Genomic DNA, 16,826 nt, shown 5'->3' on the forward strand with positions numbered 1-16,826 from the left:
AAATGTAATGTTGGTATTCGCCCCCCCCTTCAGGCGATTCACACCTCCAGCCATTCCTGCTAGGGTTCTCACGGGACTGTTCCCCCCTCGGAACCGCTCTGCGACATCGGCTATACAGGGATTGGGTGTGGCCTTTTTGGGAGACATTGGCAAGCTCAGATCTACGCAGTCCGCGGATGTCCAGTCCTAGGGATACTCTGCACAAACGCGAATCGAGTGTGCTTGGCCGTTTAACAGGAAGCTGAATGCGCCACGACGCCAACCTATCAGCTCGGAGCGAAGCTATCTCGCACGCGCGAAGCAGCATTCGCGGGCTGCGCGCGAGGCATCGGCGTGAGCCAGAAACGCGCTCATGCCCCGGCAGCCAGCAGTTTGCCGCGCGCCATCCACAAGTTGGACAGTGCGAACAAGGTCATGAGTTGCGCGGTGTTCTTCCTCAGCCCTCGATAGCGGACCTTGGTGTAGCCGAACTGCCGCTTGATGACCCGGAACGGATGCTCGACCTTGGCCCGGATGCCCGCCTTGATTCGCTCGACCTGATCGACGAGCGCGCCAAGTGGTTTGCTTTGGTCCAGGACGCGACGTTTGCCTGGCTTCATCGCTACGTGCCAGTTCACGCCCGCCCGCGCGTCCGGACGCTTCTCCACGCCCTGATAGCCCGCATCGCCGAACGCGTCGGTTTCCTCTCCATGCAGCAGGCTGTTGCCCTCAACCACGTCGTTGACCTTGCCCGCCGTGCCCCGCACCGTGTGCACCAGCCCGCTTTCGGCGTCCACGCCAATGTGCGCTTTCATGCCGAAATACCACTGGTTTCCTTTCTTGCTCTGGTGCATCTCTGGGTCGCGTTCGCCCGACCCATTCTTGGTCGAACTCGGTGCGCTGATCAGTGTCGCGTCCACCACCGTGCCCGCGCGCAGCATCAATCCCTTGTCGCGAAGGATGTCGTTGACCAGCGCGAGGATCTGAGCGGCCAGCTTGTGCTTCTCCAGCAGGTGACGGAACCGCAGGATGGTGCTCTCGTCGGGCAGCCTCACCGTCCAGTTGTCCAGCCCGGCGAACTCCCGATACAGCGGCACGTCGTGCAGCGCTTCTTCCATCGCCGGGTCCGACAGGCCGAACCATTGCTGAAGGAAGTGGATGCGCAGCATTGCCTCGACCGCGAACGGGGGACGGCCGCGCTTGCCTTCCGGGGCGTACGGAGCGATCAGCATCACCAGATCGGCCCATGGCACCACACGGTTCATCTCGTCCAGGAATTCGCGCTTGCGGGTGCGCTTGGTCGACAAGTTCAGTCCAAGGTCAGTTTGTTTCATGCGCCACATGCTCGCTGGCTCGACGATTCATTGCAAGCACATCCGCCGGCTAATTGTGCAGAGCATCCCTAGGGGCTGGGAACGAAATTTTGAAAAAAATGGGGGAAAAATTATGCAAATCAACGATTCTCACCCCCAAGCATAGCTGTTCACATCTCGAGCAACTGCGGCTCCTGGAGGTGTGAGAATATGTAAATTGACATGGCGGCCGACAAGTTTCCAGGTGTCGCCATAACAAGGGGATACATGCGCATCCATCAAGTTGAGATCAAGAACTTCCGTCTTTTGGCCGGCGTTGAGCTTGTCCTTGAGGACCAGACGACTGTCATCGTAGGCCGGAACAATAGCGGGAAAACATCTCTATCGGAAGTCATGCGTCGGCTCCTGGCTGATGGAAGCGCAGCGTTCCAGCTGGAGGACTTTTCCAGTGCTTGCTACGATCACTTCTGCGAAGCCCTTGAAGCGCTGAACCAGGGCGCCGAAGAAGATGCCATTCGCGCGCTCGTCCCGGCCATCGAACTTCGACTGAAGTTCCAGTACGACCCCGCCCAACCGCAGTTGGGGCCCTTGAGCCCCTTCGTGATCGACTTGGATCCTGCGTGTACTGAAGCGCTGATAGTGGTTCGCTATGAGGTGAAAGACGGTCAGCTGGCACGATTTCTCGAAGGCCAGCCCAAGGAGGCGCTAACACCAGAAACGCGCATCGCGTTCTTCCGTGCGTTGCGGGAGCGTATCCCAAATGAGTTCAGCGTGAAGATCTGGGCCGAGGATCCCAATGATCCGGTCAATCGTCGTCAGTTGCAGCCAGGCGCACTGCGCGGTTTGGTCAAGACCGGGTTCATTAATGCGCAGCGGGGCTTGGACGATGTGACATCGCGAGAATCCGATGTGCTGGCTAAGACCGTGGAAGGGCTTTTCGCGACAGCATCCTCGCCGTCGGCCGATACGGCGGACAAGCAGATTGCCGAGGCTCTGAAAGGCGCCGTCCAGGACATCCAGACCCAGATCGACACGAACTTTGGTGGTCAGCTCAAAAGCCTGATCCCTGCGCTGCAGACCTTTGGTTACCCCGGACTGGGGGGGCAGGAGTTGCACACTGAAACCCTTCTGGACGTCCGAAAGCTACTGTCGAATTTCACCAAGGTTCGCTACGCGGGCTACAGCGGCATCACGCTGCCCGAGTCATACAACGGCCTCGGCGCACGCAACCTGATCTTCATCCTGCTGCAACTGGCTGGCTTCTACAAAGCGTTTCGCGCCGAGACCATCGAACCGGGCGTGCATCTGATCTTCATCGAGGAGCCTGAGGCGCATCTACATCCACAGATGCAGGAGGTCTTCATCCGCCAGTTGGCCAAGATTGCGCAGAAATTGGTTGACGGCACGGAGGACAAGAGGCCTTGGCCGGTGCAGTTTGTTGTGTCTACGCACTCATCGCACATCGCCAATGCAGCCGGTTTCGAAAGCATCCGCTATTTCCTTGGCGCTCCAGTGCTAGGGGCGCAGGAAGGCATTCGGACGACCAGGATCAAGGACTTGCGCAAAGGGCTTAAGGACATAGCGCCAGAAGACAAGAGGTTTCTTCACCAGTACATGACGTTGACGCGCTGCGACTTGTTCTTCGCTGACAAGGCAGTCCTCGTCGAGGGGCTGAGCGAGCGGCTGCTGCTTCCGGTCATCATGGCGAAACTGGAAGCGGCTGAACCCGCGAGTCCAAAGCTGTCGAGCCAATACGTGACAGTGATGGAGGTTGGTGGCGCCTATGCGCATTTGTTTTTTGATCTGCTGCAGTTTCTCGAACTGCGCAGCCTGATCATCACGGACCTCGACGCTGTCGAGAAACCCGGCGGCAAGGCGTGTGCGGTTCACCTTGGTCAGCATTCCAGCAACGCTTGTCTGAAAGCGTGGTTCTCTGAGGACGATCCCTTCACATTGGCGGCCTTGCTTGCCAAGAAAGACACTGACAAGGTGCTTAAGGGAAACCGCATAGCTTATCAATGTGCCGAGGAAAAGGATGGGCCCTGTGGGCGAACATTCGAAGACGCGTTCATCCTCGCGAATCCGAAGTTGTTCGGCCTAGTTGAGAAGAACCCTCAGGCACTAGAACTGGAAGCCCGCAACAAAGCGGAGGAATGGAAAAAATCTGAGTTCGCATTGAAGCATGCGATCGGCGAGACTGGGTGGGCCGCACCGGCGTACATTGTGGACGGCGTTCGCTGGCTGGCTCGCGGCGATGTTGTCGCGCCAGATCCGGCATTGGCATTGGCTGTGGAGGCGGCTGCCGCCCCCGTTGACGGAGGCGGTGTCAATGCCTAAGGTCGAATCACCTGCAGAAGCAGCAAGCATGCGCGCGCTCGAAACCATGTATGCCTGCCTTGGAGCGGGACAGAGCTTTCGTCTGGAGGCCGGTGCAGGTGCCGGTAAGACGTACTCGCTGATCAAGGCGCTCCGATTCCTGATTGAACGCAACAATGGCATATTTCCAAAACGCAATCAGCAGATCGCTTGCATCACCTTCACGAACGTTGCGAAGGACGAGATTGTAGCGCGGACAGACCGGAGCCCGTTGGTCTTCTGCGAGACCAACCATGCGTTCTGTTGGTCGCTGATCAGCGGCTTCCAGAAGCCGCTCAGGGCGCTGGTCGAGGCGATGCCAGCATGGAAGGAAAAGATGGAAGAGGTTGGCGGAAGCTTGGGCAAACGCGCCATCGAGTACAACCTCGGGCATCGTTATATCCGCGACGATCGCGTGTCCATCCACCATGACGACGTCCTGCCGCTCACTATCTCGCTCATGGTGCATGAGAAGTTCCGTCGCATGATCGCGGACCGCTTTCCGATCATTCTGGTCGACGAGTACCAGGACACGGACAACGATTGGGTCGAAGCGATCAAGTCCCATTTCTTGGGGCAGCCTGGCGCGCCGCTGTTTGGCTTCTTCGGCGACCATTGGCAGAAGATTTACGGCGGCGGATGCGGAAAGCTGGAGCATCCAAGCGTGACAGAGATCGGCAAGGAGGCCAACTTCCGGTCGGTCAAAGTTATTGTCGACTCCCTCAATCGAATGCGGCCTAAACTGCAGCAGTTCGTTGAAGACCCCGAGGCCGAAGGCCAGGTGCGCGTCTTCCATACGAACAATTGGCAAGGCGAGCGTCAAAAGGGCGCGCATTGGGGAGGGGATCTGCCTTCGGCAGACGGGCAGGCCACCCTGGAGCGCGTTAAGGTGGCGTTGCAACAGGATGGGTGGGATTTGGCACCCAGCCACACTAAGGTCCTTATGCTGACGCATAGGCTCTTGGCGAACCAGCAAGGCTATTCAAATCTGGCAGCTGCATTTCGTTACAACGAATCGTTCACGAAGAAGGAGCATGAGCACATTGCCTTCTTTGTGGATCAGTTGGAGCCTGCATGCGACGCCTTCACCGACCGCAGGTACGGCGCAATGTTCGAAGCGCTTGGTGGCACTACGCCGCAGATGCGCAGTCATTCGGACAAGGCGCGGTGGCACGATGCCATGACGCAGTCGGTCGCTCTTCGTGAAAATGGGACTGTGGGGCAGGTTGTTGAACACCTGCTTGCTCAGCGAAGGCCAAGACTTCCGGACGCCGTCGAGAAGCGCGAGCGAGAACTGCGCGACTTCGACAAGGGTGCGGGCATCGAGATGCCACGAGTGCTAGAAGAACTGCAGAAACTTCGAGGTGTAGCCTATTCTGAGGTCAAGGCGCTTCGTCGCTATCTCGATGGTCACTCGCCGTTCGAGACGAAGCACGGTGTCAAGGGGGCTGAGTTCGAGAGCGTCCTGGTTGTGGTCGGGCGCGGTTGGAACCAGTACAACTTTGGTGAAATGCTGGAGCTTGCCGGCTCCCAAGCGGTTCCAACAGCGAAGGAAGTGGCATTCGAGCGCAATCGCAATTTGTTCTACGTCGCCTGTTCCAGGCCCCAGAAGCGGCTCGCCATCCTGTTCACCCAATTCCTGTCACCCGGAGCCATGGGAACCCTTGAGAACTGGTTCGGGGCGGATGCCGTTACGCCGGCCCCTTAGTTGGTCGTCAAGGAAGTGCTCATATCGTTCAAATTGACCCTTATCTGCTTTACGCCAGCGACGCATAGCAGCGCATTGGCCGACGAGCTAGGGCTGGTAAGCTATGCCGCCGTGATGCCGCATCTTCTATCCACCAAAGGACTGGTTCACGAAGTCCCTGGAATCAATGCTTGACCTTGGGGGTTAGGGCATGCAGCCTTCCAGCGATTCGAACGCCGGGGAGAGCCGCAATGAACACGTCGTCAACCCTTTTGTAGGCGCTGCTCTTTTTGCAGATCACTAAACGTGTTCGCGGAGGCGAGAAATTGGCCAAAAGGCAATCCCGGACTGCGACGGCGATTTTTCTCAAGGGTTTCAAAGAGCCCTATTTGCGCTCGAATGACCGCCCGTTCATCAAACTTCTGAACTGGTACACGGGCATCGGAAAGACTTACAACGCTGCAGCCTTCAGTATCGAGCTGTTTCTCAACTGTGACGTCATCCCGGTCTTCATCGCACCGCTGCAATCGCTCGTTTCTCAATTCAACGGCGAAGTGCGCAAGCACCAGGAGGACCGCAGCTACGCCGACGAGCTCGAACGAGAGGTGGTCGAGCGTGGTGCTGACATCCCCGTCTACCGGCTGTACTCGATTGACTACCACGTCAACGACCGCACCTTCTTCAACGCCTGTCTCTCCCTGGTGCACTGGTTCGAGCGCCATCCGCAAGTTGTCGCGAAGATGGAACGCTCGCCCAAGCACGCGGACACAGAGAAGAGCATTCGCAGCCGCATTCAGGAGCTGCGCGTCAAAGCGGCCTCATGCGAGCAGTCCAACTTCCTCGGCATGTCTCCGGCGGACGACATTTACGAGGACACGAGAGCCGCATACCTGAGGTCAGCACGGCAAGCCCGCGGCCTGGCCGACAGGCTCGTCTGGAAGCTCATTCAACTGGACGTAGAAAGCCGGTCTGCCAATCGTGACGAAGAGCGGTACATGCAAGCTCGAGAGGTCGCGGAGCTGGTAGGGCGCCTCCATCCGCTGCAGGCCTTCCTTGATGCGCCGGGCATCATCGTGAGCACAGCTTCCAAGGCGCAGGTGGCACACAAGGTCTTTGCGGCTGACGGGAAGGGTGGCTTCAGGCAGCATGACTGGGAAAATCTGCCGCTATTTCTAGCGGAGCTCAATCGAGAGGAGAGCGAGCTTGGCCGTTTGGTGTCCCGTCGGCCGGATGCCGCACGCGTCGTCACATTCGTCGACGAGGAGGAGGATTCCTACTGGTACCTGTTCGACCAGCGCAAGTCGGCGGTGAACTCCGGGGGGCGGAATGATCTGAACTTGGTCATAACGGAGTTCTTCCAGTACTTCGACCTGAAGTGGCCGATGGCATTCGAGCGCCTGGAGCTGTCGGGACCCCGGCGAGGCCTGGCGAACAAGGTGTACGACCACCTCGAAGACTTCGCCCGTATCAGCAAGGGTCTAGAAGACGAGTTCAAGCTGGAAGCCGAACGCACGAAGGCGTCGTTCATTCTGTCGCAGCGCAAGGTGGAGCTTCTGCGCGCGAAGCTGTCCGAGCAGTGTTCGACCACGGCGGAGCGTTTCACCGACGAGGAGTTGCTGGAGGTCCTCACACAGCTCCATGAGCGCAATGACGCCCATGCGGACTTCAAGCGGTTCCGGCAAAAGGCACGAGTCCTTCAACGGATTCGCTCATACGTGCGGGAAATCTGGCAGCCAGGCCTGGGCTCCGACTACGACATTTTCGTGAACTTGCACGACCTCGTGGTGAACAAGAAGTTTTTCACCATGAGCCGCTCGACATACGGGGAAGTGCTGGACCAGCCAGGGCAGACCTTCTTCACGGAGTCCGCTAGCGTGATGGACACGGAGTTCCTGCGGCAGGTTCAGCTTACGAAAGACACCGCGCACCAGACAATACGCCTGCAGTACCACGACGGAAAGATCCCCGAGGGGTCGTACAGCCTGTTCGATTATCTTCGGCTGGTGGTCTTCATGGCTCGCGTCTTGGCGGCGACCAGCGGGGATGACGTCATCGAAATGTCCAAGGTGGACCAGGAGCGGTACCCCAGCCTGGACAAGTTCCGTTCAGACGTGCGCCGGCTGTTTGACGGCAAGATTGCCTCTGAGGGACTGGAGACCGACGTGAGCGACAAGGAGCTGCTCACGGACTCATTCCTCTTCGAACACACCAAATCCGTGGTGACGCTGGAAGAGAGCCGCAACCAAGCCGAAGAGTACAACAAGGAAGCGGACATCTGCCTCACGCTGACCATTACCTCTCTCCGCGCGACGCCCGAGGAAGACATTGTTCGAGCCCTCGGACGCACGAACGGCGTATACCTGATGAGCGCCACTGGTGGCCTGGATTCCGCCTCTTCGGGAGCCTTTAATACCAAGCACCTGCGCCGGTACTTGGAAGAACGCGGCGGCCATTTCTCGCAGATGGGGGACGACGAACTGGAGGTGGTTGGCGCCCGCGCACTGGAGTTGCTGAACAAGCGCGAGCGGAAGGTCGTAATCCTCGACGACGAGAACCCGGCGCCCACGTTCGACGCCTCGACTGCCTTCAAGGGGCTGTACCAACTGTTTGACGAGGCTCGCCCAAAGAAGGGCGAATCCGGTTACTCACAGTTGAACAGACACAAACGGAACGAACTGCAGGGCCTAGTCGCCAGCCTAGACAAGCTGATGGCGACTAGCATCCGCTCGGGCCTGGTTTTGTGCCAGACCCCTCAGCACGTGAAGAAGTGCCTAATTCGTCTAGCCAACTCCTCGCTAGGGCTGGTTATGCAGAAAGACACGACGGGCGACTACTTCGTGGTAAAGCCCCGGGTGCTCCCGACCTATCGCGAGTTTGGACAGGCTGAAGAAATCCATATCATCCTGTACACGGCGGAACGCTTCCGCAAGAAGGACCGCAGCAAGACCGGCGCCGCCGACGAGGACGACGATAAGGGGCAGTTCAACAAGGAGCTGGAGGATGCTCTGGACATTAGCCGCAAGAAGGTGCTGCTCTGGACAGCATACGCGTCGGCGTCTCGCGGCATCAACTTTTTGACCAAGCAGCATGGCACTGAACGCGACTTCGAGCTGTTCTGCCTGCTTAATGACCCGTACTACACACGGCATACCCGTCCTGGCTCTAGCGGCTTCTCGATGGAGATGTTCCAGAGCTTCGCGCAGGTGCTGCGGGACGACGTTCCGGAGTGGGCGGCCATGTCCAAGGGCGACCTGCTGTTTGAATACTCGCGTATTCGCTGGAAACGCCTGCGTAAGGAACACGTCATTGACATCACTCGGACGGTCTTTCAAGCCCTCGGCCGCGGCGAGCGGCGACCCTACGAGAAAATGCCGTGCCAACATCTGTATATCAGCTCCGAGGCTGCTCGGATGGTGCACCTCGGCCTGCGGCATGCGCCCGAGCTGCGCAAACGGGCTTCTCCAGCGCAACGCGCCGTCCTTGACACGCTGGTCTTGCATCACCGCAGGACAGGCATTTTTGCGTCCGCTGCTGAACGGGAGCGCCACCACGCTGAAAGCTTGCAAAAGGCGGTGGCGTTCAGGGAGTTCACCAGCTCAAGGCCCGCGCGCTTCCGATCTGACCCGGCAGCCCGCACGACGTGGGATCTGCTGTTCCGGTCCACCATGTTCACCGACCCGGTCAAGTACCTGGAGGACCTGCGGACCAGCGGAGTACCGGAGGCTTACTTAGACGGGTGCTTCGTTGAAATGCCAGCTGGTGCTGACGTCTACACCAGGCAGTTTTCCATGGCCGGCATGTCCGACTTAGTGATTACCGATGCCGACGACGGCACGGAAGCGTTCGACTGGACAGGCATGGTGGCGCCAGACAGCTTGATGTCGCGCCTCTCAGAAAGCACGCACCGCCTTCTGAAGGAATGGCGCGGCTTCCGTCTGGCAGACAAGACCAAGCGCCTCCTGCCGCAGCCCTGGTTCGTGACTGAAATCATGAAGGGCTACATCGCAGAGCTCGAGTTCGAGCAGTACGTTGGCGAACAGTTCAACGTTTGGGCGAAGGATCTGCAGTTGGGCTGCGGCCCTGTCGAATATGTCCGGCCGGAACTGCACCCGCTCTATGCCGAACTCTACCAGCTCTTTGACTACTACCTGCGGCCCGCTCCGGATGTGTGGGTTGCAGTGGATTTGAAGAACTGGACCCGGAACACCGACAGCCTCAAGAAACAGCAGTTGCAGGAGACCGCGGAGAAGAAGCACGCCAAGCTTCGTGAGCTGCTACCAAACGCCACAGTTCACACGCTGTACGTCAACTTGCAGGGCGCCCACAAGTTTGCAGTGACGCGCCCGCCGCTGGGCACCATTCGCTTCATGGCCATGTACGTTCAGAACACCGGAGACGCCGGGTGGATGCCCAATGCGAACCTACGTGACGCCATTCTGGGGAAGTAATGCCTATTCAAACACTCGACCCGCAGGTTACCGCACGTGCGCGGCTGAACGCGCTCCGATTCAATTGCTCAGTGGCAGAAGCAGCGCAGCTCCTGGCCAAGTGGCAGGTCAGCCAAGGTAGTCTGCTTGTGCCCATCCCCGTGGCAATGCCCAAGGCCGAAGAAGAGGCTTCTCGCGGCGCGGGGTTTTTCCGGGAAAGGGCAAAGCTTGTGCGAGCCGAAATCGCGAAGGCGCTTGGACTGGAAGGGGAGGCCGCTTCGAAGCTGTCGTTCACGATGACGGGCAAAGACGCCTGGTACCTGGGCCCTCGCCCGAAGCTTGACGCTCCGTCGATGCTGGCCGCCGTGGCCGCGCAGCCGGCCAAGTTCATTGAACTCATGCTGCTGAAGGAGCTGATTGAATCCGCGGCCTTCGAGGAGGACACGTTCGTTCGAGGCGGCTTTGGGCCCAGTGTGTACCTGGGCAGCGTCAGCCAAGCATCGAAGAAGTACCTTCAGTTGGCCGAAGCTGAGTTCGAGGTCAACATGAAGCACGGCCTCTTGCTGTGTGATGTCAAGTCAAAACGGTTTGCTAGGAAGGCTTCTGCGGACGCAGAGACTGCTGCTGTAACGCGCCTCGCCACGGCAGGCGAAGGCTACCTCGTAGCAGTGACCCGTACCGTCCCAGGCGACTTTTTCGAGGTCGATGCGCGCAAGAACCCGATGGAGGGACTGAGCCTGGACCGCGAGAAAATCAGGCGAACCCGAATGTACTACCTCAACGTGCTCACGGAATTCGCGGCTCGCTTGTTCACCAGGGCTGGCATTCCTTTCGCATGCGAAACCTTCGTTGCGACCCACTACGTAGACGACGCGTACATTCCGCTCGAGCCGCTGGCCAACCTGCAGCGTCCCTTGGCCGTGGTGAACACCACAATGGAAGCAATGGACCATGACGCCATTGCTCCTCTGGCGAGGTTCCCCGAGTACCTACCTGACTATCACGTTGCGGGCAACAAGAAAACGCATTTCCCGGCCCCGGATGTGCGAGTCGCAGATGGTGTACCCGTGCAGCTCGATGGCAGCCTAAATTACCTTTTCTTGAACGGCGAGGGCGATGAGGAGTCGGGGAGCATCCGCCTCGCTAAGGGTGGTCCGGGCAGCGACAAGCAGCCGGTACGGCCTGAGGTTGCGTACACGGCACTGGCCAAGGGCGAGGGGAGGGCGGACCCGTACACGGAAGCGAAGTTTCACAACCTGCTTGCGCGAGCGACACTCCAAGTATCCACGCAGGGTCTCGACTGCGGTCCCAGGGCGCTTGCGGCGCTCCGACCGGGCAAGGCGACGGACTCTGACGCACGTCAACTCCAGGAGGCTCTCAAGCGATGCCTCGTGGAACTATCGCTCAAGGAGGTACTGCTGGGTAAAAAGCCCATTCTGGTTCCGTCGTTGCCTGACGCTGTCCCGCGGCAGCTGACACTTCTCGCAACCAGGCGAATCAAGAAGCCAGGCCGCCAGGCACCCGAACAGATGGTAGCGGCTGTCGACGTGACGGTCGACGGCAGTGCGGTGTTGGTGACACGGACTCGCCGCACCCCGTGGGGTAAGCCCAGCGCGTTGTTGGAGTTCGTAGCAGAGTTTCCCTTCCTGCAAGAGAGCGGCAAAAGCTGGATTCGGGACGGGCAGTTCTGGGTTATTGATGTCAGGACGGGCGACAGGTTGACCGTCTGGGCCGGCACGTTCGTGCCCAAAATCATCCTCAATGAAACCTATCCAGGCATCGAGGCAGCCATCGCCGCGCAAGACGACCACCAGGCTGCGCTGAAAAAGGAAGGCGGCAAGGGCCGACTCCTTTCCAAGAGCCGCGATTTCAACTTGCTACCGTACTACATCTCGATGTTCAGACCTGAGCACTCGAAGCACGGCGAGCGAATCGGGCTGAAGATGCCGGTGCAGGACTGTGGTTCGTGGGTGCGGCTCTTTGTGCCGCCGGAAGGCGGTATCAACGGCTCCGGGGACGCGCTTTCTGGCATGCGCGACGTGATGCACTACGGCGCCGACGGTGCTGTCAGCAAGGCCGGCTTGCTGGACCTGCCCCTCGTGCAGTTGTATCTGCACACCATGACCAACGGTGTGCTTGTCGGAGGAGACAATTCGAAGATGAGCGTGCTCGAGAAGCTTGTGCGTTTGGCCTTGGAGAACTGATAGCCGCTGCGCTGCGCGCAGATATCGAAGCGGACTGAACCGCAGCGAGAATCCAGAAAAAGCGGTGGCGCTGGTCTCGAGCAGGAAGCAAGTACAGAGAGGCGGCGGCCGCACGGGCCATTAAACATAACGGTTCTTATGCGAATTTTGCATAACCTATGGCAACGCGCATGGGGCAAAAAGAAGCCGTAGCGATTCGCGCTATTCGTCAAGGATCTATTCTGGCCCCCTGACGATTTCTCCCCACGAAAGTAGCGATGTGGCAGTTGTTCGCTTTATCGGTGCGAGCGCTTGCAGTGCGATGCTGACCAGCTGAACAGGCCTGATAATCTCGCGGTCGACATCGTGAATTTTGGCTACCGTGGTATAGATTTCTTGCTGGTCTCCCGCACCTCGCCAAGCTTCTTTCAAGACGGCGCTGTAGTGACCGGTAGCTTGGGTACCGCTACCGTCATTGCTGATGTCGACGGCAGCAAGCAGCTTAACTGCCTGCTCATCGCCATCCGGCACCAGTTCTATGCGTACCCGCAACATAGGTGAATTCCTTGTTTAGTCGGTTCATTGGGTGGGGTGGGCTTGCTCCATATCGTCAAGCTTGGCTCGAAGTGTTTCCACGAGCCAGCAGACAAAGCTTTCCCATCCTTCTTGGCTGATGGCTAGGCCTTTATCACTCTCGATCAGAACGCAGGTGGGTAGCTCTCTGTCAGTGAGCTCAGGATGGAGCAGCAGCCAGCGAGCCAGGATGCTTTCCAACTCGTACGGGACATCCTGGAGATGCAGGTAGGTACCGACCTCAGCTTCGAAGTCAGGAAGCCCGGCCGGCAACCAGGCCGATAAGAGGCGCATTTTCTGTTGCAGTGACATTGCAGATGGCCAAGACAACCCGTTTAGGTCCCATCTGTGATGGTAAAGCGGATTTCAGTGGCCGAGTCAAATGTTGGCCGAAGTGACCTCAGGGGGAACTGCGCACGGTCGCCAGAGCGCTGCCACTGAAAGTGAGATGGCCAAGGCGGAGCCGTCCAGGGCCGCCAAGCCATGGTTTTTCTTCCCGAGCGGGAAGTTTTGCCCGGTTGACCCAGACTTTTTCACCCAAATCTTCCCGCTCGGGAAGGATGAAGGCCGCGCCTCGAGCGCGAGTCGGTGAACTCTTGACGTAAAGCCGTGCGGAAAAGATAAAAAGTGTCCCATCAATCATTGCACGACACTTTTACGTAGAGTTACCGGACAGCTTTACGTTAGAGGACTATGCCTGGCGTCTCCATTGCATTCAACCGGGCAGGCTGAATACCATGGGCAGCGCCTCGGGCGGACATTTCTACTTAGCCAGAAGCGGACATTACAACTTAGCCGCTACATGTGTGTTTCGCATAATAATCATTATGTTAAATCATGGTTTGTCTGGCGCAACCGATGCGCTCCGACTCACCCTCCGACCCAGACCCACCCCTAATCTTCCCAGAAGACAAATATCGATACGCGAACTTCTACCTTTGCGGCATACGTATCCCTCCTTACGATCACGTTTCTGCAACCGCCCGGGTAACGCTCGCATGGCGTCAAGCGCCGGCCAGCCCGCGCTGCAAGGCCGTCTTGAGCATCGAGAAGACATGTCGCGTGACAGGATTGACCGCGTTGGGACGCGCCCACAGGTAGTACGTCACATCAGGCAGTCGCGGCAAGCCGTCGCTTTCGCCAAGTATGCGCATATCCGCCTGCAGCAGGTCGATGCTGCGCGCGGTGATGCCCAGCCCGCCGCGCAGCGCTGCTTTGATGCCGATCAGGCTCGGGGCCAGGTAGGCGATGCGCCAAGGCACGCCTGCCTGGCTCAGTGCCTCGAGCGAGAGTTTGCGGAACAGGCTCGGTTCGTCGGCCAGGATCAGCGGCACGGCCGTGCCGCGCTCGTAGGCGAAGTCGGCGGCGCAGACCCAGATCGTCGGCGTGGTGCGCAGCGCAATCCCGTCAAGCTTACTGTCCTCGCGCGTGGACACCGTCAGGTCGATCTCGCCGCGCCGCAGCGACTCCATCAGGAATGGGCTTCTGCCGACATGGATTTCCAGCCGCAAGGCCGGCGACGACCGCGCGATATGCGACAGCAGTACCGGCAGGATGGTATCGGCGACGTCGTGCGGCGCGCCGATCCGCAGCGATCCGGTCAGGTCACCTTCGCGCAGCACGCGCAGCGCCTCGTCGTTGGTGCTGAGCATCTGGCGCGCGTATTCGAGCAGCTTCTTGCCATGCCGCGTGAGCCGCTTGCCGCGGCCGTGCCGCTCGAACAGGGCCAGGCCCAGTTGCTCTTCGAGCCGTTGCATCTGCTGGGTGACCGCCGATTGCGTGCGCTGCACTGCCGCCGCGGCCGCGCCAAACGTCTCGTGGTCGGCAATGGCTACCAGGGTGCGGAGCAGGTCGAGATCCAGATTACGCATTCATTAGTTCCGCTGATGGGTTTTTGTCACGCATTAAGTGGTTTTCCAACCAGGGGTTCATTACAGTGAAACACGAAGCATCGTTGTATCCCCGAAAAACCGAGATTGCAAGGATTGATCGCACCATGTCCCTCGCAGCACAGCGCCAGTCAGCCGTTGGCGAAACCATCGCATCCATTAGGAATATCGTAGCCAAAGGCGGTGTCACCCGTGAGAGCCTCGCCCAGGTACTGCCGCTGGTGGAGGACCTGGCCGCCCGCACCGAGTTCTGGGGCGAAGCCGACTACCCGCCCCCCGAAGCTAACGAACGCCAGGCGCGCTATCTGATTGCCGAGGACCCGGACCAGACCTACGCGCTGTACCTGAACGTGATGCGGCCGGGCAAGCGCATTCCGCCGCACAACCACACCACGTGGGCCTGTGTGGCCGGCGTGAGCGGCATTGAGTTCAATGATGTCTATATCCGCACGGACGACGGCAGCCAGCCGGGTGTCGGCACGCTCGAACACGACCGTACCGTGGAGGTCGGCCCGCGCCACGGCATCGCGCTGCTGCCCGACGACATTCATGCGGTGGAAATCCGCGGCGACGCTGTCATCCGCCATCTGCACATGTACGGCCGCTCGCTGGAAACGCTGACCGAGCGGCGGACGTTCGACCTGGAAACGGGGCGCTGCCAGGTCATGAACATGGGCGTACAGACCCGCCGCTAGACCGCTGCCCGACGGGGCAGCGCCCCCGCCCCCTTTTTCCGAGAACACCTCCGGATCCTCCGCGTGGCGCGAGGACACCCCCCTTTTCGCCCAAATTTCATGAACCAAGCTTCCCAAGCCGCCTGTTCCGTCGTGGATGCCACCACCCTCAAGGGCTGGCTGCACGATGCCGACGAAATCGCGCTGTTCGACGTGCGCGAGCATGGCCAGTATGGCGAGGGCCATCCCTTCTATGCCGTTCCCCTGCCCTACAGCCGGCTCGAACTCGATGTGGGACGCCTGGCACCCCGCCCCGGCACGCGTATCGTGGTGGCAGACGATGGCGACGGCGTGGCGCAGGCCGCCGCCAGGGCCCTGGCGCGCCTTGGTTACACGAACGTCTTCGTGCTGGACGGGGGCATGGCGGCATGGGTGGCTGCCGGCTATACGCTGTTCGCCGGCGTCAACGTGCCGTCCAAGACCTTCGGGGAACTGGCCGAGCATCACTACCACACGCCGCGCGTCAGCGCCAGGGAACTGGCGGCCATGCAGGCGGACCCCGGGGCGCCGCTGGTGCTCGACGGGCGTCCGGCCAGCGAATTCCGCAAGATGAGCATTCCGGACGCGATCTGCTGCCCTAACGGTGAGCTTGCCTATCGCCTGCGCGACCTTGTGCCCGATGCCACCACGCCCATCGTGATCAACTGCGCTGGCCGCACGCGCAGCATCATCGGTGCGCAGACGCTGATCAATTTCGGCGTCGCCAATCCGGTTTATGCGCTGGAGAACGGGACCCAGGGTTGGTACCTGAACGATTTCGCGCTCGAACACGGCAGCACGGCACGCTATCCGGACAACGGCAGCCCACACGGCCTCGATGCCGCGCGCGATGCGGCCGGGGCGCTGGCACGGCGTTTCGAGGTGCCGCACATCGAGGCGGCGCAGGCGGCGGCCTGGTTGGCCGAAGCCCACCGATCGACGTTCCTGTGCGATGTGCGTACCGCCGAGGAGTTCGCCACGCAGACCCTGCCGGGCGCGCAGCACACGCCCGGGGGCCAGCTGATCCAGGCCACGGACCAGTTTGTCGGCGTACGCCGCGCCAGGCTCGTGCTGTTCGACGCCGACGGCGTACGAGCGCCGGTGGTAGCCAGTTGGCTGCGTCAGATGGGGCACGACGCCGTGGTGCTCGCGGGCGGCCTCGAAGCGGGGCTGGCCACTGGCGTGCGCGCCGCGCATGGCCCAATGCAAGACCTCACCGCGCTGCCCGCCGTCAACGCCGCGCAACTGGCAGCTGGCATCGCGAACCAGTCGATGCTCGCGCTCGACCTGCGCGGCAGCATGGCCTATCGCGCCGGCCACATTGCAGGCTCCCGCTGGTCTACTCGCGCGCGGCTGGCGCAAGACCTGAGCGGCGTGCCGCAAGACACCACGCTGGTGCTGGTCGGCGACGCGGATGCCGCCGATCCCGCCGAGCTGGCCGCGGCCGACCTCAATGCGCTCGGCTATCGCGACCTGCGCAGGCTGCAGGGCGGATTTACGGCGTGGCGCGATGCAGGCCATGCCGTGCGCGAAGGCGCCGATACGCTGCCCGATGCACGGTGTATCGACTACCTCTTTTTCGTGCATGACCGCCACGACGGCAACAAGGCCGCCGCGCGGCAATACCTGGCCTGGGAAACAGGCCTGATTGCGCAACTCGATGCCCAGGAGCTGGCCACGTTCCGTTTCCCCTCGCTGGGCTGAATC

General features: G+C 60.2%; 10 protein-coding genes. 6 read left to right on the forward strand and 4 right to left on the reverse strand.

All coding sequences use genetic code 11. The features are described 5' to 3' along the window. Window positions 1–350 precede the first annotated feature (350 nt). Window positions 351–1,313 carry an IS5 family transposase gene (locus CBM2586_RS23470; RefSeq protein WP_012354594.1) on the reverse strand — a complete coding sequence of 321 codons (963 nt, stop codon included), beginning with the start codon at window positions 1,311–1,313 and terminating at the stop codon, window positions 351–353. Between the two features lie 246 nt (window positions 1,314–1,559). On the opposite strand from CBM2586_RS23470, the gene CBM2586_RS23475 reads away from it, so the two are divergent. The 4 genes from CBM2586_RS23475 (at window position 1,560) to CBM2586_RS23490 (ending at window position 11,965) form a co-directional block, all read left to right on the forward strand. Further along, window positions 1,560–3,629 (forward strand): ATP-dependent nuclease, encoded by a 2,070-nt coding sequence (locus CBM2586_RS23475; protein ID WP_115691440.1) that lies wholly within the window; start codon window positions 1,560–1,562, stop codon window positions 3,627–3,629. Continuing rightward, window positions 3,622–5,355 carry a UvrD-helicase domain-containing protein gene (locus CBM2586_RS23480; protein WP_115690129.1) on the forward strand — a complete coding sequence of 578 codons (1,734 nt, stop codon included), beginning with the start codon at window positions 3,622–3,624 and terminating at the stop codon, window positions 5,353–5,355. The genes CBM2586_RS23475 and CBM2586_RS23480 overlap by 8 nt, the downstream gene beginning before the upstream one ends. Before the next feature lie 269 nt (window positions 5,356–5,624). Continuing rightward, window positions 5,625–9,782, forward strand: a complete 4,158-nt coding sequence (locus CBM2586_RS23485) for a hypothetical protein (protein ID WP_240988014.1) — start codon at window positions 5,625–5,627, stop codon at window positions 9,780–9,782. Next, window positions 9,782–11,965 carry a hypothetical protein gene (locus CBM2586_RS23490; RefSeq protein WP_115690131.1) on the forward strand — a complete coding sequence of 728 codons (2,184 nt, stop codon included), beginning with the start codon at window positions 9,782–9,784 and terminating at the stop codon, window positions 11,963–11,965. Before CBM2586_RS23485 ends, CBM2586_RS23490 begins: the two co-directional genes overlap by 1 nt. Window positions 11,966–12,181: 216 nt before the next feature. Here the strand turns inward: CBM2586_RS23490 and CBM2586_RS23495 are convergent, their stop codons facing one another. The 3 genes from CBM2586_RS23495 to CBM2586_RS23505 all read right to left on the reverse strand — a co-directional run bounded on the left by CBM2586_RS23495 (window position 12,182) and on the right by CBM2586_RS23505 (window position 14,388). Beyond that, on the reverse strand, window positions 12,182–12,499 hold the full coding sequence (locus CBM2586_RS23495; RefSeq protein WP_145987443.1) for a hypothetical protein: 318 nt from the start codon (window positions 12,497–12,499) through the stop codon (window positions 12,182–12,184). A 24-nt stretch (window positions 12,500–12,523) separates the two neighbouring features. Further along, window positions 12,524–12,829, reverse strand: coding sequence for a hypothetical protein (locus CBM2586_RS23500; RefSeq protein ID WP_145987444.1), 306 nt, complete (start codon window positions 12,827–12,829; stop codon window positions 12,524–12,526). Window positions 12,830–13,521: 692 nt separating this feature from the next. Continuing rightward, window positions 13,522–14,388: a LysR substrate-binding domain-containing protein gene (locus CBM2586_RS23505; RefSeq protein ID WP_115690137.1), complete on the reverse strand. Its 867-nt coding sequence runs from the start codon at window positions 14,386–14,388 to the stop codon at window positions 13,522–13,524. A 125-nt stretch (window positions 14,389–14,513) separates the two neighbouring features. On the opposite strand from CBM2586_RS23505, the gene CBM2586_RS23510 reads away from it, so the two are divergent. Continuing rightward, on the forward strand, window positions 14,514–15,101 hold the full coding sequence (locus CBM2586_RS23510) for a hypothetical protein (protein WP_115690139.1): 588 nt from the start codon (window positions 14,514–14,516) through the stop codon (window positions 15,099–15,101). 99 nt (window positions 15,102–15,200) lie between these two features. Further along, window positions 15,201–16,823 carry a rhodanese-like domain-containing protein gene (locus CBM2586_RS23515; RefSeq protein ID WP_115690141.1) on the forward strand — a complete coding sequence of 541 codons (1,623 nt, stop codon included), beginning with the start codon at window positions 15,201–15,203 and terminating at the stop codon, window positions 16,821–16,823. Window positions 16,824–16,826 lie beyond the last annotated feature (3 nt).

Origin of the sequence: Cupriavidus taiwanensis, assembly GCF_900250115.1 — a bacterium.
GTDB lineage: Bacteria > Pseudomonadota > Gammaproteobacteria > Burkholderiales > Burkholderiaceae > Cupriavidus > Cupriavidus taiwanensis_B.